Source organism: Pseudomonas sp. YuFO20, from assembly GCF_035064975.1.
GTDB classification, from domain to species: domain Bacteria; phylum Pseudomonadota; class Gammaproteobacteria; order Pseudomonadales; family Pseudomonadaceae; genus Aquipseudomonas; species Aquipseudomonas putida_AE.
In genome coordinates, this window is sequence record NZ_JAXDEO010000042.1 from 42320 (window position 1) to 61191 (window position 18872).

Annotated in this window: 15 protein-coding genes; 12 read left to right on the forward strand and 3 right to left on the reverse strand. The window is 61.9% G+C overall.

Features of this window, described 5'->3' with window-relative positions; genetic code table 11:
* Window positions 1–5 precede the first annotated feature (5 nt).
* Complete coding sequence (gene efeO, locus SOP85_RS22015) at window positions 6–830, forward strand: iron uptake system protein EfeO (RefSeq protein ID WP_323628225.1); 825 nt, start codon at window positions 6–8, stop codon at window positions 828–830.
* Between the two features lie 129 nt (window positions 831–959).
* On the opposite strand, the gene pssA is transcribed toward efeO, so the two are convergent.
* Window positions 960–2303 (reverse strand): CDP-diacylglycerol--serine O-phosphatidyltransferase, encoded by a 1344-nt coding sequence (gene pssA / locus SOP85_RS22020; protein ID WP_274077303.1) that lies wholly within the window; start codon window positions 2301–2303, stop codon window positions 960–962.
* A gap of 216 nt (window positions 2304–2519) precedes the next feature.
* Here pssA and SOP85_RS22025 point away from each other — a divergent pair, with 216 nt between their 5' ends.
* The 4 genes from SOP85_RS22025 (at window position 2520) to SOP85_RS22040 (ending at window position 4670) form a co-directional block, all read left to right on the forward strand.
* Entirely contained in the window at window positions 2520–3083 is a 564-nt protein-coding gene (locus SOP85_RS22025; protein ID WP_323628227.1) for a TetR/AcrR family transcriptional regulator, read from the forward strand.
* 57 nt (window positions 3084–3140) lie between these two features.
* Window positions 3141–3617, forward strand: a complete 477-nt coding sequence (locus tag SOP85_RS22030) for a nuclear transport factor 2 family protein (protein ID WP_274077305.1) — start codon at window positions 3141–3143, stop codon at window positions 3615–3617.
* 25 nt (window positions 3618–3642) lie between these two features.
* The gene (locus SOP85_RS22035) at window positions 3643–3828 is read left to right on the forward strand and encodes a hypothetical protein (protein WP_323628230.1); all 186 of its coding nucleotides are present in this window, start codon (window positions 3643–3645) and stop codon (window positions 3826–3828) included.
* Window positions 3829–3890: 62 nt separating this feature from the next.
* Window positions 3891–4670, forward strand: a complete 780-nt coding sequence (locus tag SOP85_RS22040; RefSeq protein WP_274077307.1) for a TSUP family transporter — start codon at window positions 3891–3893, stop codon at window positions 4668–4670.
* On the opposite strand, the gene nudC is transcribed toward SOP85_RS22040, so the two are convergent.
* Together nudC and SOP85_RS22050 are read right to left on the reverse strand one after the other, a co-directional pair.
* Window positions 4638–5468, reverse strand: coding sequence for an NAD(+) diphosphatase (gene nudC / locus SOP85_RS22045; protein ID WP_323628231.1), 831 nt, complete (start codon window positions 5466–5468; stop codon window positions 4638–4640). The two genes, SOP85_RS22040 and nudC, sit on opposite strands and share 33 nt — an antisense overlap.
* A 7-nt stretch (window positions 5469–5475) precedes the next feature.
* Window positions 5476–6288 carry a crotonase/enoyl-CoA hydratase family protein gene (locus SOP85_RS22050; protein WP_323628233.1) on the reverse strand — a complete coding sequence of 271 codons (813 nt, stop codon included), beginning with the start codon at window positions 6286–6288 and terminating at the stop codon, window positions 5476–5478.
* Window positions 6289–6847: 559 nt separating this feature from the next.
* Between SOP85_RS22050 and glgA the strand changes: the two genes are divergently transcribed.
* From glgA to SOP85_RS22085, 7 genes are all read left to right on the forward strand, one after another.
* Window positions 6848–8434, forward strand: coding sequence for a glycogen synthase GlgA (gene glgA / locus SOP85_RS22055; protein ID WP_274077310.1), 1587 nt, complete (start codon window positions 6848–6850; stop codon window positions 8432–8434).
* 12 nt (window positions 8435–8446) lie between these two features.
* Window positions 8447–10243 (forward strand): malto-oligosyltrehalose trehalohydrolase, encoded by a 1797-nt coding sequence (treZ, locus tag SOP85_RS22060; protein ID WP_323628234.1) that lies wholly within the window; start codon window positions 8447–8449, stop codon window positions 10241–10243.
* Entirely contained in the window at window positions 10240–12318 is a 2079-nt protein-coding gene (gene malQ / locus SOP85_RS22065; RefSeq protein ID WP_323628235.1) for a 4-alpha-glucanotransferase, read from the forward strand. The genes treZ and malQ overlap by 4 nt, the downstream gene beginning before the upstream one ends.
* Window positions 12315–15089 carry a malto-oligosyltrehalose synthase gene (locus SOP85_RS22070; RefSeq protein WP_323628236.1) on the forward strand — a complete coding sequence of 925 codons (2775 nt, stop codon included), beginning with the start codon at window positions 12315–12317 and terminating at the stop codon, window positions 15087–15089. The genes malQ and SOP85_RS22070 overlap by 4 nt, the downstream gene beginning before the upstream one ends.
* A 21-nt stretch (window positions 15090–15110) precedes the next feature.
* A complete protein-coding gene (locus tag SOP85_RS22075) occupies window positions 15111–15434 on the forward strand; it encodes a DUF2934 domain-containing protein (RefSeq protein ID WP_323628237.1) in 324 nt (107 codons plus the stop codon).
* 114 nt (window positions 15435–15548) lie between these two features.
* On the forward strand, window positions 15549–17708 hold the full coding sequence (gene glgX / locus SOP85_RS22080; protein WP_323628239.1) for a glycogen debranching protein GlgX: 2160 nt from the start codon (window positions 15549–15551) through the stop codon (window positions 17706–17708).
* A 193-nt stretch (window positions 17709–17901) separates the two neighbouring features.
* Window positions 17902–18657, forward strand: a complete 756-nt coding sequence (locus SOP85_RS22085) for a PIG-L deacetylase family protein (protein WP_274077316.1) — start codon at window positions 17902–17904, stop codon at window positions 18655–18657.
* Window positions 18658–18872: the final 215 nt, after the last annotated feature.

Here is an 18872-nt window from a genome sequence, read left to right on the forward strand (position 1 = left end):
GCCCCATGAAAAAGTCGCCACTCGCGTTATTGCTGACCCTAGGCTTGCTCAACTCCCCGCTTTCGGCATTCGCGGCAACGGCGCCGCTGGAGTTGGTGCAGCCGATTTCGGACTACAAGATCTACGTCATCGAGCAACTGGATGAACTGGCCAGCCACACCCGGCAGTTCACCGACGCGGTGAAAAAAGGCGACCTGGCGACCGCGAAAAAACTCTATGCGCCGACGCGCGTCTACTACGAGTCGATCGAGCCGATCGCCGAGCTGTTCAGTGACCTCGATGCCTCGATCGACTCCCGCGTCGACGACCATGAAAAAGGCGTGACAGCCGAAGACTTCACCGGCTTCCACCGCATCGAGTACTCGCTGTTCTCGCAAAACAGCACCCAGGGCCTGGGGGAACTCGCCGATGGCTTGAACAAGGACGTCGAAGACCTGCAAACCCGCGTCGCCGGCCTGACCTTCCCGCCGGAAAAAGTCGTCGGCGGCGCCGCGGCGCTGCTGGAAGAAGTCGCCGCGACCAAGATCTCCGGTGAGGAAGATCGCTACAGCCACACCGACCTTTATGACTTCCAGGGCAATATCGACGGGGCGAAGAAGATCGTCGACCTGTTCCGGGCGCAGATCGAGCAGCAGGACGCGGCGTTTGTCGCCAAGGTAGATAAGAACTTTGCCACGGTGGACAAGATCCTGGCGAAGTACAAAACCCAGGATGGCGGTTTCAAGACTTACGACAAGGTGAAGGAAAATGATCGCAAGGCGTTGGTTGGGCCGGTGAATACGCTGGCTGAGGATTTGTCGACGTTGCGGGGAAAGTTGGGGTTGAACTGAGATTTGTAGCGTCTGGGCGGACGCTTTCGCTGGCAAGCCAGCTCCTACAGGGTTTTAGGTCGATCACGTAATTATGTGATCGACGTTGAACCTGTAGGAGCTGGCTTGCCAGCGAAGCTTTTTTCGGCCTTAAAGAATGCGGTAGAGCAGCCGCTCAACCCTCACCCTGCTCACCCGTTTGAGAAACTTCGCCACCCCCGCCGGGTAATCCGGCAGGGTTTGCAGGTCCTGGTAGCGCTCGATGCGTCGGGTGTGCTGGAAAATCTGCGCAAGCTCAGTGCGGCGCGGTTCCAGCAGTTCGTTGTGCGGATCGTCGATCAGCAAGGCGTTTTCCAGGTCGAGACGAAACGCCCGCGGGTTGAGGTTATTGCCGGTCAGCAAGGTGTAGCGCTGATCGACCCACATGCCCTTGAGGTGATAAGTGTTGTCGCCGTCCTTCCACAGGTGCAGGTTCAACTGGCCGCTGTCGATGTTGCGCTGATGCCGCTTGGCAAAACGGCGCAGGCTGATCTCGTACAGATACGGCAGCGCCGAAATCACCTTGAACGGTTCGCTCGGCGGGATGTAGAAATCGTTGGCGGTCTTGTCACCGACCACGATGTCGATCTTCACCCCCCTGGCCAGCGCCCGATTGATCTCCCGGGTCACCGCCAATGGCAGGTTGAAGTAAGGCGTGCAGATGGTCAGCTGATGCCGGGCGCTGGCGATCAGCTCGATGATCACCCGACTCAACGGGTTGTTCTTGCCGACGCCCAGTAACGGGCTGACCGACAATCCACTTTTATCCGTAGAGCCCTGGGTGGTGTCGTAGGCCGCGTGCTTGAGGCGGCTACGCAGGTCGCCGATGTCGTTGCGCAGGCTGCGGGTGGTCGGCAGGTTTGGCAGGTCCAGGCGATGCACCGCCTTGGAGGCCACCAGGCCGTGTTGCACCAGGTGATGCATCGAGTCGGCCAAGGCGCGGTTGTGCAGCAGGTGGTAACGGTCGTAACGGTACTTGTCGAACTGGTGCAGGTAGACGTTATTCAGGCTCGCACCGCTGTAGAGCACGCAGTCATCGATGACAAAACCCTTCAGGTGCAGCACGCCGAACAGCTCGCGGGTCTGCACGGGTACGCCATACACCGGCACGACGCTTTCACGGGTGCGGGTCATTTCCTGATACCAGGCCGAGTTGCCCGGCTGCTTGCCGGCACCGATCAGCCCGCGCTGGGCGCGCAGCCAGTCAACCACCACCACCACGTCCAGGTGCGGACGCGCCAGTTTGGCCGCGTGCAAGGCATCGAGAATTTCCTGGCCGGCCTCGTCCTGTTGCAGGTACAGCGCGACGATATAGATGCGCTGGGTGGCGCTGGCGATTTTTTCCAGCAGGCAACGACGGAACTCGGCGGCGCCAGAGAGGATGGTGACGGCATCGGCGGTCAGCGGAAAACTGCGTAGTTTAGGCAGCAGGGAGCGTTTGAAAAGCGACGGCATAGGGCTCGCAATGGGTCGAATCCGAAGAGCTTGAGAGCTTACACCATCGTTCGGTTTGGGTCTTGTTGGTGTCTGATCGGACGCCTTCGCTGGCAAGCCAGCTCCTACAGTTTGATCGCACTCCCCGTGGGAGCTGGCTTGCCAGCGAAGGCTTTTTAATGAACGCCGCAAAAATAACATTTGACCAAGGAGAACGGTCGTTCTACTGTTGGCCACATGAACGAAATCAATAGCAATGACACCCGCGACATCATCCTGGATGTCACCGAAAAGTTGATCTACAAAAGTGGCATTTCCGCCACTGGCATGGATCTCCTGGTGAAAACCGCCGGCGTCTCCAGAAAGAGTATCTACCGCTACTTCGCCAACAAGGAGGAGCTGGTCGTCGCCGCCCTGCAACGCCGGGACCAACGCTGGATGCACTGGTACAGAAGCGAAGTCGACCAGGCACCCACCCCGGCCGAGCGCTTGCTCAACCTGTTTACCGTGCTCAAGGCCTGGTTCGCCTGCGAAGGCTTCCGCGGCTGTGCATTCATCAACACCAGCGGCGAAACCGGCGACCCGCAAGACCCGGTTCGCCTGGTCGCCAAAGACCACAAACAGAAGCTGCTCGACTACGTGTGCGAGCTGTGTACCGAGCATGGCGCCGAGGACCCGCAGATGCTGGCCAAGCATCTGCTGATCCTGATCGACGGAGCCATCACCGTCGCGCTTGTCATGGGTGACTACAGTGCCGCCGATAATGCGCAATGCATGGCGCGAAAGTTATTGGACCTGTAAGTACAACATCAAGTACCGACAACTTGTTTGAACTTTAACTTACCAGGGAGACATGAAATGTCTAACGCCGAAGTCCGTCCGCCATTGCCGCCATTTACCCGTGAATCGGCCATCGAAAAAGTGCGCCTGGCCGAAGATGGCTGGAACTCCCGCGATCCGGAACGTGTATCGCTGGCCTACACCCTGGACACGAAATGGCGCAACCGCGCCGAGTTCGCCAACAACCGAGAAGAAGCCAAGGGCTTCCTGACGCGCAAATGGGCCAAGGAACTGGACTATCGGCTGATCAAGGAGCTCTGGGCCTTCACCGACAACCGCATCGCCGTGCGATATGCCTATGAATGGCACGACGATTCGGGCAACTGGTTCCGCTCCTACGGCAATGAAAACTGGGAGTTCAACGAGGACGGTCTGATGGCCCGGCGCTTCGCCTGCATCAACGACATGCCGATCAAGGAAAGCGAGCGCAAGTTCCACTGGCCGCTGGGACGTCGGCCTGACGATCACCCGAGCCTGTCGGACCTCGGCCTGTAACACCGCCCCCCTTGTAGGAGCGAGCTTGCTCGCGATGAACGTCAACGATAACGCGCGCTTTCTGGCTAAACGCGGCGTTTTCCAGTCCATCGCGAGCAAGCTCGCTCCTACAACGATTTGGGTGTTTCAGGCGCAATTTGCTGCTGCGCTGTTGGCACAGCAACAGTTCAAGCTAAAAGGGGCCAGCCAGGTCGCAGCCAGAGTTGGATAAAGGTAAGATACCGGCCCTTCCCCGCGGCCCTTTGCTGCCCCCCCGCCGATTAAGCCGATTCCATGCCTTTCGAACTCAGCGTTGACCTTACCACCCTGGCCATCCTGGCCTTTGTCGCTTTCATTGCCGGTTTCATCGACGCCATCGCCGGCGGTGGCGGGCTGTTGACCACCCCGGCCTTGCTGACCGCCGGCCTGCCGCCGCACCTGGTGCTGGGCACCAACAAACTCAGCTCGACCTTCGGCTCGGCCACGGCCAGCTTCACCTTCTACCGCCGCAAGCTGTTCCACCCCCGGCAGTGGATGCACGCCATCGTCGGCACCCTGGTCGGCGCGCTGACCGGCGCCGTGGTCGCGCATTACCTGCCGGCGGAATGGCTGAACAAGATGCTGCCGGTGATCGTGTTTGCCTGCGGGCTTTACCTGTTGTTTGGCGGCACGCCGAAAGCGCCGCTGGACAGCGACGCGCCGATCAGGAAAAAGTGGCAATCGACCCAAGGCTTCACCCTGGGTTTCTACGATGGCGTGGCCGGCCCCGGCACCGGTGCGTTCTGGACTGTCAGCAGCCTGCTGATGTACCCGATCGATCTGGTCAAGGCCAGCGGCGTAGCGCGCAGCATGAACTTCGTCAGCAACATTGCGGCGCTGTCGGTGTTCGTGTTTTCCGGGCAAGTGGACTGGATCATTGGCCTCTGCATGGGCCTGTCAGTGATGGTCGGGGCTTTCTTCGGCGCTCGCACCGCCATCAGCGGCGGCGCGAAGTTCATTCGTCCGGTATTCATCACCGTGGTGCTGGGCCTGACCGTACGGCTAGCCTGGCAACACTGGTTCAGCGTGGCCTAAGCGCCGCGCCACATAGACGTCGATCAGGTAACGGGCAATCGAGCGTGACGCCGGCAACGGCGGCAGCTCATGTACGTTGAACCACTGGGCGTCTTCGATCTCGTCCTCCTGGCAGACGATCTCGCCACCGGCGTATTCCGCATGGAAGCCGAGCATCATCGAGTGCGGGAACGGCCAGCACTGGCTGCCCAGGTACTGGATGTTCTTCACCTCGATCTGCACTTCTTCACGCACCTCGCGAATCAGGCAATCCTCCGCCGATTCGCCAGGCTCGGCGAACCCCGCCAACGTGCTGTAGACCCCGGCGACAAAACGTGGCGAGCGTGCCAGTAGCACTTCATCGCCACGGGTCACCAGCACGATCATGCTTGGGGAAATCCGCGGGTAGCTGCGCAAGTCACACGGCTGGCAATACATCGCCCGCTCGCGCGGCACCTGGGTCATGGCCTGGCCGCAGTTGCCGCAAAAACGGTGCTCGCGGGCCCAGGTGCCGATCTGCGCGGCGTAGCCCAGTACCTTGAACAGCGTGTGATCGCCCTCGAGCATGAACGCCCGCAAGCCTTTCCAGCCGCAGCCCGGCACATCGCCGGGGGCACGCAACTCCAGCAAGTAGACCGGCTCGCCATCCAGATGGCCGATGCCGTGCTCGGCGAGTATCGGCAGGTCCAGGCGCTTGAGCCATTCGCGCGGGAACAGTGCGCCGTTGTCATCGAACAAAAAGCCTTCGGGGCTGCGCGCGACCGCCCAGCCGCCGGGTTGGTCGGTGTCCAGTACTGCCGTGGTCCAGCGTGGAGTCATTTTTCACTCAATCCAGAAATTCGGGTTTCTGTTTGCTCATATGGGCGGCCATGGCCACGCGCAGATCGGTGGATTGCAGCATGGCGGCGTTCCAGGTGGCGACGTATTCCAGGCCGTCGTCGATGCGATGATCGCGCATGTAGCTGATCATCTCCTTGGTGCCAGTAATGGCAATCGGCGACTTGCTCGCAATCTCCCGGGCAATGCCCATGACGCCGTCGAGCAGGCTGGCGGTATCGCTGTAGACGCGATTGACCAGGCCCATGCCCCGTGCTTCTTCGGCGCCGAAGGTGCGACCAGTGTAAGCCAGTTCACGCAGCATGCCGTCCCCGGTGATCCGCGGCAAGCGTTGCAGCGTGCCGACGTCGGCGGCCATGCCGATGTCGATTTCCTTGATCGAGAATTGTGCGTCTTCGGCGGCGTAGCGCATGTCGCAAGCGGCGATCAGGTCGATGGCGCCGCCCAGGCAATAACCCTGGATGGCCGCAAGCACCGGTTTGCGGCAATGGTCGACCGCATTGAAGGAAGCCTGCAGGTTGAGGATCTTGCGCCGCAGCAAGCGCGCATTGCGCCCCACGTCCTTGCCCAACTCATTGGCTACGCCGGCCAGCATCATCAGGTCGATGCCGGAGGAGAAATGCTTGCCGGCGCCACTGATCACCACCACCCGAACTTCGTCGGTGTCGTCGATCCACTGGAAGATCTCGATGATCTCGGTCCAGAAGGCAGCGTTCATCGAGTTGATCTTTTCCGGGCGGTTGATCTGCACATGGGCAACTTTATCCACCAGTTCGACGTTGAACGCTGTGTACTGAGACATGCTAGTGATCCTTTACCGGGCAAAAAAAGAGCCCGAACTATAACAAGGCACCATGGCTGGCGGTAAGGCAGTGGTTCGGCCAAAAGCGGGACGCGGGCGAGCGCACCATAACAGTGCTTACGCACCGCGACGCTACGCACATCCATATGACTGCCACGTGACTTTTTGAGGCCAAAACGCATAAAAACCTGCACTTCGTCGGTGCGTTCGCACCGGTATCCGGCACGTTCGTACCTAAATCAACCGATTGTCGAACAATTTTGCCATCAGCGCTTTACCGCTCTAAGTTCTGGCCTAGACTGATTTTCGCGGGGGAGACCGGTCGGTCACAAAGTGAAAAAAAAGTGGAAACTTTTGCCCCACGTGTCCGGTCGAGTGAAAGGTAGGTGCGTTGCGACTGGTGCAATCCTTGCAATGGTTCATTCACCCATACTGCCTCAACGCATTTGGGGAGCGCTTGCTCGCCGACGCGTAGCGCTTTTGCGCATGGCCACACCCATTGGCCACGAAACACCGTTTGCCAGACCTGAGAATTAGATCAACAACACGGGAGATTCATATGATTAGTGCGGCTTTGGATGTTCAGGGAGAGCTGGCTCATCAGCAGGTCGGCGAATCGAGCGCCGTGAGTGCTCCCAGCGCGCAACCGATCAGCGTTACCGGGACCCGGACGCTGACACCGGTGGCCAGCCAGAATCCCAACAAGAAGAAAGTGTTGTTCGTCACCTCCGAGATTGCTGACCTGGTGAAGACCGGTGGCCTGGGCGACGTTTCCGCCGCACTGCCGCGGGCCATGGCGCATCTGCACGATGTGCGGGTACTGATCCCTGGCTATCCGCAGGTGATGCACAGTGAAAACCCGATTCACATCATCGGTGAACTCGGCGGTCACGCGGCGCTCCCGCCGTGCAAGATCGGGCGCATGGACATGCCTGACGGCCTGGTCATTTATGTGTTGATCTGCCCTGAGCTCTACGAGCGCGAAGGTTCGCCCTATGGCGCCAACAACGGCCGCGACTGGCCGGACAACCATATCCGTTTCGCCCGCCTGGGCCTGGCCGCCGCCGATATCGCCGCCAACCTCGCACAAATCCACTGGTGCCCGGACCTGGTGCACGCCCATGACTGGCCGGCCGGCCTGGCCCCTGCCTATATGCACTGGCGCGGCCAGCGCACGCCCACCCTGTTCACCATTCATAACCTGGCGTACCAGGGCGTGACGAGCCTGGGGTCCTGCCCCGAGCTGGGCATTCCGCAGCACGCCCTGCAACAGGAAGGCATGGAGTTCTACGGCAAGATGTCGTTCCTCAAGGCCGGCATGGCCTATTCGAGCCACATCACCACGGTCAGCGCCACCTACGCCCAGGAAATCACCACCCCGGACTTCGGCTGCGGTCTGGACGGCTTTCTCGCCGCCAAGACCCAGCAAGGCCTGCTCAGCGGCATTCCCAACGGCATCGATGAAAGCTGGGATGCGGCCACCGACCCGCACTTGTTCTGCCCCTTCAAAATCGGCGATTGGGACGGCAAGGCGGTCAACGCCGCCCATGTCCGCCAGTTGTTCGGCCTGCAGGACAGCGAAGGCCCGCTGTTCGCCGTGGTCTCGCGCCTGGTTTACCAGAAAGGCCTCGACCTGACCGAAGCGGTCTCCGAATACATCGTCAAATCCGGTGGCCAGATCGCAATCATTGGCCGTGGCGAGCCGGAAGAAGAGCAGGCCATGCGCGAACTGGCCCTGCGTTTCCCCGGGCAGATCGGCGTGCGCATCGGCTTCAATGAAACCGATGCCCGGCGGATGTTTGCCGGCAGCGATTTCCTGTTGATGCCGTCGCGCTATGAACCGTGCGGCCTGAGCCAGATGTACGCCCAGCGCTTCGGCTCGTTGCCGGTGGCGCGCAATACCGGCGGCCTGGCGGACACCATTGAAGACGGCGTGACCGGCTTCCTGTTCGATGAATCGACGGTGGAGAGCTATCAGGAAGCCCTGAGCCGCGCGTTCAAGGTCTTCGAATTCCCCGGCCTGCTGAACGCCATGCGCTGCCGCGCCATGGCCGCACCGTTCAACTGGTGCAAGGCGGTCGAACCTTACGCTGAACTCTACGAACAGCTTGTAGCCAAAGCTTTGGGGAAATCGCACAAACAGTAAGAGGCTTTAGAGATGCCGTTACGGACCCTTGAGACCTGGCCCCACGGCGCAATCAAACTGGACCCGCAAAACACGCGATTCGCGTTGTGGGCTCCCGATGCGTTCTACGTCAGTGTCGAGCTGGAAAATGGACAGTCCTTGCCGTTGTTGCCCCAGGCCGACGGCTGGTTCGTGATCAACACCCGTTGCCCGGCGGGTACGCGCTACCGCTACAACATCGATGGCGAGCTGGAGGTGCCAGACCCGGCCTCCCGCGCCCAGGCCGGGGACATTGACCAGTACAGCGTGGTGGTCGACCCGCTCGCCTACCAATGGCGGCACACCACCTGGCTGGGACGCCCCTGGAACGAAGCGGTGATCTACGAGCTGCACGTCGGTGCGCTCGGCGGCTTCGCGGGTGTCGAGCAACAGCTGGCGCACCTGGTCAAGCTTGGGATCACCGCGATCGAGTTGATGCCGATCGCGCAGTTTCCCGGTGAGCGCAATTGGGGCTACGACGGGGTGCTGCTGTATGCGCCCCAGGCCTCCTATGGTTCTCCCGAGCAGCTCAAGCACCTGATCGACACCGCCCATGGCCTCGGTCTGGCGGTGATTCTCGACGTGGTCTACAACCACTTCGGGCCGGATGGCAATTACCTGCATCGCTACGCCAAGGGCTTCTTCCGTGAAGACCGGCACACGCCTTGGGGAGCAGCCATCGATTTCCGTCGGCGCGAGGTGCGCGACTTCTTCATCGACAACGCCTTGATGTGGCTGCTGGAGTACCGTTTCGACGGCTTGCGCCTGGACGCGGTCCACGCCATCGAAGACCCGGATTTCCTCCAGGAATTGGCCCAGCGGGTGCGCGAGCAGAGCGATCCGTCGCGCCATGTGTGGCTGATGGTGGAAAACGAACATAACCAGGCCAGCCTGCTCGAGCAGGGCTTTGATGCGCAGTGGAACGATGACGGGCACAACGCCCTGCACGTGCTGCTGACCGGCGAAACCGATGCCTATTACGCCGACTATGCCGAAAACCCCACCGAACAACTGGCCCGCTGCCTGAGCCAGGGCTTTGTGTTCCAGGGCCACGTCAACCGCCACGGCGAGTCACGCGGCGAGCCCAGCGGGCATTTGCCACCCACTGCGTTCGTGCTGTTTTTGCAGAACCACGACCAGATCGGCAACCGCGCCTTTGGCGAGCGCCTGCATCAACTGGCCCACCCCGAAGCGTTGAAAGCGGCGACGGTGCTGTTGCTGCTGTCGCCGATGATCCCGCTGATGTTCATGGGCGATGAGTTTGCCGCCGAACAACCCTTCCTGTTTTTCACCAGCCACCATGGCGAACTGGCACGGCTGGTGCGCGAAGGACGGCGCAATGAGTTTGCCGCGTTCAGCGCCTTTGCCGACCCGCATAAACGCGAACAGATTCCCGATCCCAACGAACCACAGACTTTCGAAGCATCGCGCCCTGCCCTTGCCTCCACCACGCCATCGGCGGTCCATGACTTCTATCGGCAACTGTTGCAGATCCGGCATCGGCATATCATTGCGTTTTTGCCCGGTACCCACGCGCTGGATGCCGAGGTGCTCGGCACCGCAGCGGTGAGCGCGTCCTGGCGCCTGGGCGATGGCAGCCACTTGCGCATCGACCTCAACCTCAGCGCCAAGCCAATTCGCCACACGCCATCGGTCAATGCTTCTTTACTGTTCGAACAGCCGCCTGGGTCCGGTCAACAGCTGGATCAAGGCACCTTGCCCCCGTATTGCGCGCTTGTCAGCCTCACGGCCGCGGCCCCTTTGCTACCCCTTGATGGAGAGCGCCAATGAGTGATGCGCAACTGGAAATCCTGGCCACCCGGGCCGGCCTGGCGGTCGACTGGATCGACGCCAATGGCCGCCCGCAAAAAGTCGCCCCCGCGGTGCTGCGCAACGTCCTCACCGGTCTCGGCCACCCGGCCGGCAGCGCCCAGGAAATCGACGCCAGCCTGGTCGAATTGCAACAGGTCCAGGAAACCCGGCACCTGCCGCCGCTGATCACCGCCGATGTCGGGGTTGGACTCAACCTGGCGCACTTTTTCGAGCCGCTGACACCCTGCGAGGTCCATCTCGAAGATGGCTCGCACCTGAGTCTGAAACTGGATGCCGAGGCCGTCCTGCCCGGGCTGATTCCGGTCGGTTACCAGCACGTCGACATCGATGGTCAGAGCTTCACCCTGGCCGTGGCCCCCGCCCGCTGCTACAGCGTGGGCGATGCCGTGGACAGCCCGATCCCGCGTACCTGGGGCCTGAGCGTGCAACTGTACGCCTTGCGCCGTGCCGGCGATGGCGGTTTTGGCGACACCCAGGCGCTGGAAGACCTGGCCCGAGTGGCCGGTGAACGCGGCGCCGAAGCCCTTGCGATCAGTCCACTGCATGCCATGTTCGCCAACGACACCCACCGCTATAGCCCCTATTCGCCTTCCAGCCGTCTGTTTCTCAACAGCCTGTATTGCGCGCCGGGAGCGATTCTTGGTGAGCGCGCGATGCGCACCGCAATCGATGCCACGGGCCTGGCCGCCGAACTCAAGCACCTGGAAGAGCTACCATTGATCGACTGGCCGACCGCCGCCGAAGCCAAGCATCGGCTGTTACAGGCGCTGTACGAAGGCTTCGTGCAGGGCGAACATCCGCTGCACGCCGACTTCAGCAGCTTTCGTCATGCCGGGGGTGAAGCGCTGGAAAATCATTGCCGCTTCGAAGCCATTCAAGAGGCACGCCTGGCCCAAGGGCAAAGCCTCGATTGGCGTGAATGGCCGGAGCAGTGGCGCAACCCGCGCAGCGCTGCCCTGGCCGACTTCGCCGAAGAGAATGCCGGACGCATCGGCTTCTTCGCCTTCTGCCAGTGGCTGATCACCCGGTGCCTGGAGCGCGCGCAAGCCGCCGCCCGCAGCAGCGGCATGGGCATTGGCCTGATTGCCGACCTGGCCGTGGGTGCCGATGGCGGTGGCAGCCAGGCCTGGAGTCGCCAGGACGAACTGCTCGCCTCCCTCACCGTTGGCGCGCCACCGGACATTCTCAACCGCACGGGCCAGGGTTGGGGCATTTCCGCCTTCTCCCCCGAAGGCCTGGTGCGCAATGGCTTTCGCGCTTTCATCGAAATGCTGCGGGCCAACTTCGCCCACGCCGGGGGCCTGCGAATCGACCATGTCATGGGCCTGCAACGCTTGTGGGTGATCCCCAATGGTGCGTCGCCAGCCGATGGCGCCTACCTGTATTACCCGCTGGACGACTTACTACGGCTGTTGACCCTCGAGTCCCATCGCCACCAGGCCATTGTGCTCGGTGAAGACCTGGGCACGGTGCCCGATGGCCTGCGGGAAAAACTCAGCGCCCGCGCCATGCTCGGGATGCGCGTGTTGCTGTTCGAACAGGACAACACCCACTTCAAACCGATCCTCGACTGGCCGGACAACGCCCTGGCCACCACCAGCACCCACGACCTGCCCACGCTCAATGGCTGGTGGCATGGCCGCGATATCGACTGGAACGCCCGCCTCGGCCTGGTCGATGCCAGCGCTGAAATCGAGTGGCGCCAGCACCGCGAGCGCGAGCGCGAAGGCCTGCGCCGGACCTTGAGCCAGGACCCGCAGAACTTTCGCGAAGAGTCCCATGAAACCGATCAGGTGCTCGACGCCAGTGTGCGTTTCCTCGGCCACACCCGCGCGCCGCTGGTGCTGCTGCCGCTGGAGGATGCGCTGGGCATCGAACAGCAGGCCAACCTGCCCGGCACCATCGATACGCACCCCAACTGGTCGCGACGGCTGCCCGGGTACAGCGAAGCGCTGCTCGACGACCCGGACGCCGCCCGGCGCCTGGAACTGCTCGCCTGCGCGCGACTTCAGGCGGCCGAGCGTGACCAATGAATCAAATCAACATCGAACCACTACGGGCCACCCTGCGACTGCAATTTCATAAAGGCTTCACCCTCGACGACGCCGTGCCGCTGGTGCCCTACTTTGCCCGCCTGGGCATCAGCCATGTCTACGCCTCGCCGCTGCTGAGCGCCCGCGCCGGTTCGATGCACGGTTATGACGTGGTGGACCCGACCAGCGTCAACCCGGAGCTCGGCGGTGAACCGGCATTGCGTCGCCTGGTCAGTGCCCTGCGCGCGCAGAACATGGGGTTGATCCTCGATATCGTCTCCAACCACATGGCGGTCGGCGGTAATGACAATCCCTGGTGGCTGGACTTGCTCGAGTGGGGACGCCTGAGCCCGTACGGCGAGTTCTTCGATATCCAGTGGCACTCGCCCGACCCCTTGATGGAAGGCCAGTTGCTGTTGCCGTTCCTCGGCAGCGACTACGGCATCGCCTTGCAGGACGGTACCCTCGCGCTGCGTTTCGATGCGAAGCGCGGCACGTTTTACGTCGAGCATTACGATCATCACTTTCCGATCTGCCCCAGCCAATACGGCGAACTGCTCAAGGCCGATGCCGAGCCGCTGAAATTACTGGCGGACCGCTTCAGCACCTTGAGTTACCAGACCGACGCCTACAGGCTGGCGATTCCGTTAAAAGAGGAGCTACGGGAACTGGCCTGCGATCCGGCGATGCTGCAAACCATTGAACACAATCTGCAAGCCTACGACTCAAAGACCAGCGAGGGCTTCCAGCGCTTGCACGACTTGCTGGAACGCCAGAGCTACCGCCTCGCCAGTTGGCGCACCGCCGCGGACGACATCAACTGGCGGCGTTTTTTCGATATCAACGAGCTGGGTGGCTTGCGCGTAGAGCGTCCGGCGGTGTTCGAGGCGACCCACGCGAAGATTTTCCAGTTGGTAGAGCAAGGCCTGGTCGACGGGTTGCGCATCGACCACATCGACGGCCTCGCCGACCCGCGGGGCTACTGCCGCAAACTGCGGCGCCGGGTCGACAGCCTGGCACCGGGCCGGCACCTGCCGATCTATGTGGAAAAAATCCTTGGCGAGGGCGAAAGCCTGCACCGCGACTGGTCGGTGGATGGCACCACCGGCTACGAATTCATGAACCAGTTGTCGCTGTTGCAACACGACCCCGAGGGTGAAAAAAACCTCGGCGAACTCTGGCAGCGCTACAGCGAACGCCCGGCTGACTTCCGCCAGGAAGCACAACTGGCGCGCCAGCAGATTCTCAATGGCTCGCTCGCCGGGGATTTCGAAAGTGTCGCCCAGGCCCTGTTGCAAGTGGCCCGGGATGACCTGATGACCCGCGACTTGACCCTGGGCGCGATCCGTCGGGCGTTGCAGGAACTGATCGTGCATTTCTCGGTGTATCGCACCTACATCGGTGCCCTGGGGCGTTCGACCCAGGACGAGGTGTTTTTCCAGCAGGCCATGGAAGGCGCCCGCCAGACCCTGAGCGAATCCGACTGGCCAGTGCTTGAGTGCCTGGCAGGTTGGCTGGGCGGCGAGGCCTGGCGTAGACGCCCGGCCGGTCGCCTGCGTAAACGACTCAAGCATGCTTGCGTGCGATTCCAACAGTTGACGTCACCTGCCGCGGCGAAGGCCGTGGAAGATACCGCGTTCTATCGCTCGGCGGTGCTGCTGTCGCGCAATGACGTTGGCTTCAGCACCGAGCAGTTCAGCGCCCCGGTGGCCGATTTTCATGGGGCATGCGCCCAACGCCTGGCCAATTTTCCGGACAACCTGCTCGCCACCGCGACCCACGATCACAAGCGTGGCGAGGATACCCGGGCGCGCCTGGCAATCTTGAGTGAACGCAGTAAATGGTACGTCGAACAGGTCGGCCTGTGGCGCGCCCTCGCCCGCCCGTTGCGCGACGATGACCAGATGCCGTCTGCGGGGGATGAGCTGATTCTCTATCAGGCACTGCTCGGCAGTTGGCCGCTGGAGTTGCACCTCGACGACCAACCGGCCTTGGAGGACTACGCCAAACGCATCAGCCAATGGCAACGCAAGGCCCTGCGTGAAGCCAAGCTGCAGAGCAGCTGGAGCGCTCCGAACGAGGTTTACGAACAGGCCACCGAGAGCTTCACCCAGCGCCTGCTGTTGAGTCCGGAAGGTGATCTGCTGCGCAGCGCCCTCGGCAAGGCCGCCCGCACCATCGCCTTGCCCGGCGCCCTCAACGGATTGGCGCAAACCTTGCTGCGCATGACCGTGCCGGGCGTGCCGGACCTCTATCAGGGCGCTGACTTCTGGGACTTCACCCTGGTCGATCCGGACAACCGCCGGCCGGTGGATTACGCCAGCCGCCAACAGGCCTTACAGCAATCGCTGGATCTGCCTGATCTGTTGACGCATTGGCGCGACGGGCGCATCAAGCAAGCGTTGATTGCGCAGACTTTGAACCTGCGGGCCGAGTACGCCGACCTGTTTCGACGCGGGACCTACCAACCCCTCGAAGTCATCGGCAGTCAGGCCAATCGGGTGCTGGGATTTGTACGTGAATGGGAGGGCAAGCGCGCCATCGTCATCGTGCCGATCCGTTGCTCGGCTCTGCTGGAAAACAGTGCCGAGCCTCAGGTGGACGCGCAGCAGTGGGGCAACACCCGGGTCAGTTTGCCCTTCACAACCGCCGAGGAAAATCTGAAGGGACTTTTTACAAGCGTCGCAGTCACAAAAAACAGGGAGCTGATGATCAGCGCCGCGCTGGGGGATTTCCCGGTCAATCTCTTTATCCAAACTACCCACACTTGAGTTCAGTTCAGGAGCAATGCGATGAGTACCGACGATAAGCGTATCCGCGAGTTTGCCTATCAGATCTGGGAGTCTGAAGGCAAACCCGAGGGCCAGGAAGCACGGCACTGGGAGATGGCGCGCAAACTCGCCGAAGCCGAAAAACTGGCGCCGAAAAAGCCGGCAAAAACCCCGGCAAGCAAGCCCGCCGTGAGCAAAGAAGGCGATGCCAAGCTCAATGGCAAGGCTGCAGCACCAAAACCCAAGGCCAAGGCCAAGCCGGCTGCTGCCTCTGCGGTGATACCACCTGGGGAAAAGGCCGCCGAGAAAAAGCCCCGTGCGGCGCGAAAACCGCCAGCGGTCTAAGCTTCTCCCGTTGCATTGAATCATTGCGTGGCGAGCCCGCTCGCCACCGAGGGGTGTGCTCGCCCGCGAAATAAATACTGAGCCCCGTTACTGTCCGCTGTTGCTGGAGCAAATATGTCCCGTCCGAAGAAAGAAACGCCGCCTCCCCGTGCCGAACCCTCGCGCATCCGTGAAGGCCTGCCCTTTCCACTCGGTGCGACCTGGGATGGCCTGGGGGTCAATTTCGCGTTGTTCTCGGCCAACGCCACCCGGGTCGAACTATGCATTTTCGATGATGCCGGCGAAGTCGAACTCGAACGCATCGAGCTGCCGGAATACACCGACGAGATCTACCACGGCTACTTGCCCGACGCCCATCCGGGGCTGATCTACGGTTACCGCGTGTACGGCCCGTACGACCCGGCCAACGGCCATCGCTTCAACCCCAACAAGTTGTTGATCGACCCCTACGCCAAACAACTGATCGGCCGCCTGAAATGGTCCGAGGCCTTGTTCGGCTACACCATTGGCCACCCGGACCGCGACCTCAGTTTCGACGAACGCGACAGCGCGCCCTTCGTGCCCAAATGCAAGGTGATCGATCCGGCGCACACCTGGGGCCACGATCACCGGGTCAGCGTGCCCTGGGACAAGACGATCATTTATGAAACCCACGTGCGCGGCTACAGCATGCGTCACCCCGCCGTCCCCGAAAACGTGCGCGGGACCTTTGCCGGGCTGATGGTCGACGAAGTGCTGGAGCACATCCGCAAGCTGGGTGTGTCGAGTGTCGAACTGCTGCCGATCCACGCCTTCGTCAACGACCAGCACCTGCTGCACAAAGGCATGACCAATTATTGGGGCTACAACAGCATTGCTTTCTTCGCCCCCGACCCGCGCTACCTGGCCAGCGGCAAGATCGCCGAATTCAAGGAAATGGTCGCGCACCTGCACGAAGCCAACCTGGAAGTGATCCTCGACGTGGTCTACAACCACACTGCCGAGGGCAACGAACAGGGTCCGACCCTGTCCATGCGCGGCATCGACAACGCCTCCTACTACCGCTTGAAGCCTGACGACAAGCGCTTCTACATCAACGACTCCGGCACCGGCAACACCCTGGACCTGAGCCACCCGTGCGTGTTGCAGATGGTCACCGACTCCCTGCGCTACTGGGCCTCGGAGATGCATGTGGATGGCTTTCGCTTCGACCTGGCGACCATCCTCGGGCGTTATCACGACGGCTTCGACGAGCGCCACAGTTTCCTCGTGGCCTGCCGCCAGGACCCGGTCCTGCGTCAGGTCAAGCTGATCTCCGAGCCCTGGGATTGCGGGCCCGGCGGGTATCAGGTCGGACGCTTCCCGCCGGGCTGGGTGGAATGGAACGACAAGTTTCGCGACACCGTGCGCGCCTTCTGGAAAGGCGACGATGGCCAGCTGGCGGACTTCGCCAGCCGCATGACCGCTTCCGGCGAGATGTTCAACCAGCGCGGCCGGCGGCCCTATTCATCGCTGAACTTCATCACCGCCCACGACGGTTTCACCCTCAATGACCTGGTGTCGTACAACGACAAGCACAACGAGGCCAACGACGAGGACAACCAGGACGGCAGCAACAACAACCTGTCCTGGAACCATGGCGTCGAAGGCCCCACCGACGACCCGGAAATCAACGCCCTGCGCCAGCGCCAGATGCGCAATTTCTTTGCCACCTTGCTGCTGGCCCAGGGTACGCCGATGCTGGTGGCCGGCGATGAATTCGCCCGCACCCAGGAAGGCAACAACAACGCCTATTGCCAGGACAGCGAAATCGGCTGGGTCAACTGGGACCTGAGCGAAGACGGCAAGGCCCTGCTCAAGTTCGTCAAGCGCCTGATCAAATTGCGCCTGACCTATCCGATCCTGCGCCGCGGGCGCTTCCTGGTGGGCAATTACAACGAGGACATCGGCGTCAAGGATGTCACCTGGCTCGCACCGGATGGCAGCGAAATGACCACCGAGCACTGGCACGATGCGCATAATCGCTGCCTGGGCATGTTGCTCGACGGCCGCGCCCAGGAAACCGGGATTCGCCGCAAAGGGGCGGACGCCACGCTGTTGCTGGTGGTCAACGCCCATCACGACATCGTCAACTTCCTCCTGCCGGAGGTGCCCGATGGCAGTTTCTGGACCTGCCTGATCGACACCAACCAACCGTCCATACGCGGCCAGGAACGCTTCGACTTCGGTCGCGAGTACTCGGTCACCGGGCGTTCGTTGCTGTTATTCGAACTGCAACGGGAGGAAGAGGAGTAAAAACAGCCGGCGCGCCGGAAAAATTGTTTCTTGCGAGCACATCCGGGGCGACGAATACCGCTACATGAGCAATACTCGATGCGCGGCTGTCCAGGGTCCGGAGCGCCGCGCTTCGCTATCAACCCGCCCTCACGGCTGCTGCCGCACTTGCGTCGCGCACGCCTGAAGGCGAATGTAACAAGGACGTAACGCCATGAAATCCGTGTCCATCAGTGACAGCTGTGCCGAGCAAATCTGGAACAGCGCCCCGCAACTGGCCAATATCCCGGTCATCGGTACCCAATCCCTTCTCCCTCCCGGCGCCCGCGCAGTGGTGATCGCCCCCCACCCCGGCGACGAAGTGCTGACCTGCGGCGGTCTGCTGCAGTTGCTCGCCGCCACGGGACACCCCTTGCAACTGATCTCGGTGACCGACGGCAGCGCCAGTCATCAAGGCTCCCAGCAATGGTCGGAAAAGCGCCTGAGCGTGTTCCGCTCCCAGGAAAGCGTCGAGGCCCTGCGCCGGCTCGGATTGCCGATGCACAGCCTGAAATGGATTCGCGGCGGTTTCACCGACAACTCCCTGGCCGAGCATGAACAGGCGCTCACGCAATTCATCGCCCGTTATCTGCGTCCGGGCGATGTGGTGTTCAGCACCTGGTGCGATGACGGCACCAGCGACCATGACGCCGTCGGCCGCGCCAGCGCCAATGCGGCCACCATCGCGGGCGCCGTCTTCACTGAAATACCTGTCTGGGCATGGCACTGGCCAAACCGCGATAGCGCCTTGATCCCCTGGCATCGGGCACGCAAGGTGCGCCTGGACACATGGACGGTGGCGCGCAAGAGCCACGCTACCCATGCGTATGCCAGTCAGCTCGACGGCGAGCCGGCCATCGGGGTTGCCCCGCGGTTGCCGAGGGTGTTGCTGGAGCGGATGCGGTTGCCTTATGAGATTGTGTTTGTCTAAATAGACCGAGTCGTCCTGCCAGCCAAGCAATCTCCTGCAGATGTACGCCGATCAAACTGTAGGAGCTGGCTTGCCAGCGAAGGCGGCCTGCCAGCCAAGCAATCTCCTGCAGATGTACGCCGATCAAACTGTAGGAGCTGGCTTGCCAGCGAAGGCGGCCTGACAGCCGAGTAATCCCCTGCAGATGTACGCCGATCAAACTGTAGGAGCTGGCT

Excerpts from the sequence above, each read along its gene's own strand:
- efeO (WP_323628225.1), top strand. The coding sequence starts at position 6 with ATGAAAAAGTCGCCACTCGCGTTATTGCTGACCCTAGGCTTGCTCAAC.
- pssA (WP_274077303.1), bottom strand. The coding sequence starts at position 2,303 with ATGCCGTCGCTTTTCAAACGCTCCCTGCTGCCTAAACTACGCAGTTTT.
- SOP85_RS22025 (WP_323628227.1), top strand. The coding sequence starts at position 2,520 with ATGAACGAAATCAATAGCAATGACACCCGCGACATCATCCTGGATGTC.
- SOP85_RS22030 (WP_274077305.1), top strand. The coding sequence starts at position 3,141 with ATGTCTAACGCCGAAGTCCGTCCGCCATTGCCGCCATTTACCCGTGAA.
- SOP85_RS22040 (WP_274077307.1), top strand. The coding sequence starts at position 3,891 with ATGCCTTTCGAACTCAGCGTTGACCTTACCACCCTGGCCATCCTGGCC.
- nudC (WP_323628231.1), bottom strand. The coding sequence starts at position 5,468 with ATGACTCCACGCTGGACCACGGCAGTACTGGACACCGACCAACCCGGC.
- SOP85_RS22050 (WP_323628233.1), bottom strand. The coding sequence starts at position 6,288 with ATGTCTCAGTACACAGCGTTCAACGTCGAACTGGTGGATAAAGTTGCC.
- glgA (WP_274077310.1), top strand. The coding sequence starts at position 6,848 with ATGATTAGTGCGGCTTTGGATGTTCAGGGAGAGCTGGCTCATCAGCAG.
- treZ (WP_323628234.1), top strand. The coding sequence starts at position 8,447 with ATGCCGTTACGGACCCTTGAGACCTGGCCCCACGGCGCAATCAAACTG.
- malQ (WP_323628235.1), top strand. The coding sequence starts at position 10,240 with ATGAGTGATGCGCAACTGGAAATCCTGGCCACCCGGGCCGGCCTGGCG.
- SOP85_RS22070 (WP_323628236.1), top strand. The coding sequence starts at position 12,315 with ATGAATCAAATCAACATCGAACCACTACGGGCCACCCTGCGACTGCAA.
- SOP85_RS22075 (WP_323628237.1), top strand. The coding sequence starts at position 15,111 with ATGAGTACCGACGATAAGCGTATCCGCGAGTTTGCCTATCAGATCTGG.
- glgX (WP_323628239.1), top strand. The coding sequence starts at position 15,549 with ATGTCCCGTCCGAAGAAAGAAACGCCGCCTCCCCGTGCCGAACCCTCG.
- SOP85_RS22085 (WP_274077316.1), top strand. The coding sequence starts at position 17,902 with ATGAAATCCGTGTCCATCAGTGACAGCTGTGCCGAGCAAATCTGGAAC.